The 4,886-nt window shown below is 61.5% G+C and carries 3 protein-coding genes; 2 read left to right on the top strand and 1 reads right to left on the bottom strand.

Annotation, left to right across the window (positions count from 1 at the left end):
* The first annotated feature begins 4 nt into the window (after positions 1–4).
* The gene (rfbA, locus tag ACTJKX_RS37790) at positions 5–886 is read left to right on the top strand and encodes a glucose-1-phosphate thymidylyltransferase RfbA (RefSeq protein ID WP_440728466.1); all 882 of its coding nucleotides are present in this window, start codon (positions 5–7) and stop codon (positions 884–886) included.
* 559 nt (positions 887–1,445) lie between these two features.
* On the opposite strand, the gene ACTJKX_RS37785 is transcribed toward rfbA, so the two are convergent.
* Positions 1,446–1,664, bottom strand: coding sequence for a hypothetical protein (locus ACTJKX_RS37785; RefSeq protein ID WP_440728465.1), 219 nt, complete (start codon positions 1,662–1,664; stop codon positions 1,446–1,448).
* Between the two features lie 90 nt (positions 1,665–1,754).
* On the opposite strand from ACTJKX_RS37785, the gene ACTJKX_RS37780 reads away from it, so the two are divergent.
* Positions 1,755–4,886: glycosyltransferase (locus ACTJKX_RS37780; protein WP_440728464.1), on the top strand; the 3,132-nt coding region annotated here is incomplete at its 3' end.

The following is a 4,886-nucleotide window of genomic DNA, read 5'->3' as shown; positions in this document are numbered from 1 at the left end:
GAGAATGCGCGGTATCATACTGGCCGGCGGCAGTGGCACCCGGCTCTATCCGATGACCAGCATCACCTCCAAGCAGTTGCTGCCGATCTACGACAAGCCGATGATCTATTACCCGCTCAGCACCTTCATGCAGGCGGGTATTCGCGAAATCCTGCTGATTTCCACCCCGCATGATCTGCCGCTGTTCCGCAAGATGCTCGGCGATGGTTCGCAATGGGGCCTGAAGCTGAGCTATGCCGAGCAGCCGCGCCCGGACGGCCTGGCCCAGGCCTTCGTCATCGGAGCCGATTTCGTGGCGGGCGAGCCTTCGGCGCTCATCCTGGGCGACAATCTGTTTTATGGGGCCGGCCTGCCCGGCCTGATGCGCTCGGCCGTCTCCCGCCGCGAGGGGGCCACCGTGTTCGCCTATCACGTCACCGATCCCGAGCGCTATGGCGTGGTCGGCTTCGACGAGAAGGCGGTGGCGACCTCGATCGAGGAGAAGCCCAGGCAGCCCAAATCCAACTGGGCGGTGACGGGGCTGTATTTCTACGATGCCGAGGTGGTCGACATCGCCCGGACCATCAAGCCCTCGGCGCGCGGCGAGTATGAGATCACCGACGTCAACCGCATCTATATGGAGCGGGGCAGCCTGCATGTGGAGCGCATGCGGCGGGGCTATGCCTGGCTCGACACCGGCACGCCCGACAGCCTGCTGCAGGCCGCCGAGTTCGTGCGCGTGCTTGAGCACCGGCAGGGCGTGCGCCTGGCCTGCCCGGAGGAGATCGCCTTTTCCAGCGGCTGGATCGATGCCGATCAACTGCGTCACCTCGCCAAGAAGGTCGAGAACAGCAGCTACGGCAGATATCTCCTGCGGGTGCTGGAGGAAGAGTCGCTCCTGTGGTGAGGGCTTCTCCTTCGTTTGCGAGCGCGGGATGATTACTTTGATGCATCAATTTATTGAATTTTAAGTATGTATTATGTGAGTAGAAGTTAATTGTAATAGGTATGATAATTTTTCTTGTAAAAACTATATAATTTTTTCCTTATTTTTAATATTTATTTATTTATTTCTTTCAATAATCTTGTATATTCTGTAGAATTGGTGTGATATGTTGAAGAAAGTAAACTTTCTGCTTGGGATTGGTCGGGGTGAGAAGGGTAGGCGGTTTGCTGGTACTTGGAGTCGCAAGCAGGAAGGGGGATCTGAAAATGGCAATCTCCCACCGCTCCCATTTGGTTTCGATTGGCGCGTCTATGTGGATGCACATAGCGACCTTCTGGGCTTTTCCTGCGCAGAAGCTGAGGCGCATTATCGAAGGCATGGGGCAGCTGAGGGGCGACTTCACAGTAAGGATGGGGTTGCTCGTTATATTGCGAGTCTGGAAGCAGAGCATGGCAAGCTGCCGGAACTCTTCGACTGGAAAGGATATGTCGGCAATTATGCAGATTTGGCCGGGATAGGCTCAGCCTATGCGGCGGCTGAGCATTTCTTGGTCCATGGCTGCAAGGAAGGGCGGGTTCCCTACCAATTCAATCCAGACCTTTATCGTTCTTTGTATTTCAAGGATGCACGTATACCCGACGATGCCCTGCTCGAGCATTATCGGATGATTGGCCGTTCTGAGGGATATCTGGCGACACTCGATCAGATCGCTCAACGCGAAGGCCTTGAGGATGGCCATTGGCTACATTTCCTCAATCTTGAGGAGTTCAACCTTCTCAACTCGCGCTGGGTCGGGGAAGCCGCCAACAAGCAGGAGGCCCTGCAGGCAATGATCCGCGAAGGATTCGAGCGCCTGGCGCCGATCTCCTTCGTGCACGCCTTCGATCCGGTCTATTTTGCCGATGCCAATCCGGAGCAGGCCGGCAAGACGCCGGCCGAACTCTATCAATATTGGCTGTTTACGGGCCTGAAAGCCAAGGTGCCCGGCAATGCCGCCGAACATCTCAAGCTGCACGGCCTTGCCTTGCTCGAATATCCGGCCGGGTTCGACTGGCGGGCTTATGGCAGCCGGCCTGGCGTGACGCCCAAGCATCGCTGGGACCTGCTCTATCATCTCACCGTGAACGACGCGATCCCGGCGCATGAGATTCCGCTCGGACCGAGCGGCGGCCGGGACTTCCTGCTGGCCCTGGCAGGCGCCTTGAAGGTGCGCAATCCCGACCGTGCGGCCAGCCTCTATGCCTTCCTCGACCGCAAGGGCCCGCTTGGACCGGTGGAACGGGAGCGCTGGGCCGATTGCCTGGCCGCGCGGGAAAAGTGGGAGGAGGCGCTCCCCCTCTATCGCCAGGCCATCGACGCCGGCTCGATCCAGGTCCAGACCGCCGTCAAGGCGATCGAGGCTGCCTTGAAGCTGCGCGAGCCCGAGCAGGCCGTGGAGGTGCTTCTCCAGACCAGGACGGCTTCCGGCGGAGACATCCGTTGGCGCGAGGCGCTGCGCCAGACCATCGATGCCGCGTTCCGGGAAGCCTGGATGGCGGCCGAGGAACTCTATGCCAAGGAGCGCCGCCAGGAAGCGGACGATGTCATGACCAAGGTGGTCGCCGACATCGCAAGCTGGTGGAACACCTTCGATCCGCCCGGCCCGCCGCTGCCGGCAACGCCCGATCAGCGCGTGGTGATGCTGGCCAATGTCGATTTACGGCAATGCACGCAATATCGCGTGACCCAGAAGATCGAGATCGCCAAGGTGGCCGGCCTCAAGCTGGAAGTCTACACCCAGGCGGAGGTGGATGACTTCATCACGGCCATGCCGGGGGCCAGCGCCGCCATCTTCTATCGCCTGCCGGCCCTGCCGTCGAACATCCGGGCGATCTCGATCTGCCGGGCGCTCGGCATCCCCAGCTATTACGACATCGATGACCTGATCTTCGACGGCACCCATTATCCCGAGCCGATCGAGACCTATGGCGCCTCGGTCAGCAAGAGCTTCTATCATTCGCTGCAGATGGGGGTGCCCCTGTTCCGGGCGGCGCTTGCGATGTGCGATTATGGCATCGCCTCCACGACCCTGCTCGCCGGCTACATGGAAAAGCTGGTGCGCACTGGCCGCTGCTTCGTCCTGCCCAACGGCATCGACAGCCATGACGCCGACCATTTCCAGCAGCGCATTCCGCGCGTGCGGCGCAACGATGACGTCGTGCTGTTCTACGGTTCGGGCACCAAGGCGCATAACAGCGACTTCCTCGATCTCGTCGGCGGGCCGTTGCTGAACCTGATGGAGCGCCACCCGAATGTGCGCCTGATGGTGGTGGGCTATCTGTCGCTTGACGAGCGTTTCGATGCGGTGCGCGAGCGTATCACCCAGCTCGAATGGACCAAGGACGTGCAGTCCTATTGGTCCTTGCTGGCCGAAGCCGACGTCAACATGGCCGTGCTCGTGCCGGCGCCGACCACCAACGGCAAGAGCGAGATCAAGTGGCTGGAGGCCGCCGCCTTCAACGTGCCTTCGGTGGTCAGCGCCACCCATCGCTATGAGGAAGTGCTCGAAGACGGTGTCGACGCCTTTCTCGCGCGTACGCCCGAGGAGTGGGAAACCGCGCTCGAGGCCCTGATCCGCTCGCCCGAGCGCCGTCAGGCCATGGCCGAGGCGGCGCGCGCCAAGGCCGTGAGCTTCCACAGCCTCGAGCGCAATGCCGAACGGTTCAAGGAGTTGCTGGCGCCCGCCTTCAATCGCAGCGACACCCGGCTGCAGCTTTCCCGGCGCAAGAAGCGCATCCTGTTCTTCAACATCTTCTTTCCGCCGCAGACCATCGGTGGCTCGACCCGCGTCATCAGGGACAATATCGACAGCTTCATCGGCTCGAACTTCGCCACCGAATGTGATTTTGCGGTGATGACGTCGGACAATGACAACCGCAAGCCCTACCAGCTGCGGGTCGAGAACTATAAGGGCATCCCGGTCTTCCGGGCCAATTCCCCGATCGAGGACATCCAGGAGTGGCGGCCCTTCAACGAGCGCTATGGCCAGCTCTTCGCCCGCGTGCTGGAATTCTGGCGGCCCGATCTGGTGCATATCCATTCCCCGCAGCGGGGGAGTGCCTCGCTGATGACCGCCTGCATCCGGGCAGGCGTGCCCTATATCAACACCGTCCATGACGGCTGGTGGGTCTCCGATTACAACTTCCTGACCGATATCACCGGCGCGCCGGTCGAGCCGGAGGAGGCGCTGCCCTCCAGGCCTCCCTTCGGCAAATCGATTGGGCGTTCGCTCGAACGCCGCCGTCGCCTGCGCATCCTGCTCGAACGCTCCGCCGCCATCCTGGGGGTCTCGGATGCGTTCACCCAGATCATGCATCGCGCCGGCTACCCCGCAGCGCGTTCGGTGCCCAATGGCGTGCCGGCGATGGAACGCGTCAGGAAGACCCGCTCCCCCAGTGGCAAGGTACGCCTGGTCCAGGTCAGTGGCGAAACCCACCACAAGGGCTTCCACCTCGTGCAGGCCGCCTTCAAGCAGGGGCGCTTTGCCAATCTCGAACTGACGATCGTCGATCATCAGCGCTTTGGCGGGCCGGTCCTGGAAACGCGTTGGGGCGAGACGCTGGTCCGTTTCGTCGGCAAGACCAAACAGGAAGACATGCACACGCTCTACGCGCAGCAGGACGTCCTGCTGGTGCCCTCGGTCTGGCCCGAGAGCTTCGGCCTGGTCTCGCGCGAAGCCACGTCCGCCGGTCTGTGGGTGATCGCCTCCGATCGCGGAGCGATCGGAGAGGGCATCGAGCATGGCGTCAATGGCTGGGTGCTCGACGTCGCCACGATCGAACCTTTGTTAAGTACGCTCGAAGAGATCAACGCCTCCCCCGAGCGCTATCTCGCTTCGCCGCCGGCCCTGGCCGTCAAGCCACGCACCGCCGCGGACCAGGCGCGCGACCTGATCGCGATTTATCGCGACATTCTCAAGCGC

The sequence above is a fragment of the Labrys sp. 22185 genome (assembly GCF_052045555.1).
Taxonomy (GTDB): domain Bacteria; phylum Pseudomonadota; class Alphaproteobacteria; order Rhizobiales; family Labraceae; genus Labrys; species Labrys neptuniae.
This window is presented reverse-complemented; position numbering and strand designations above follow the sequence as displayed.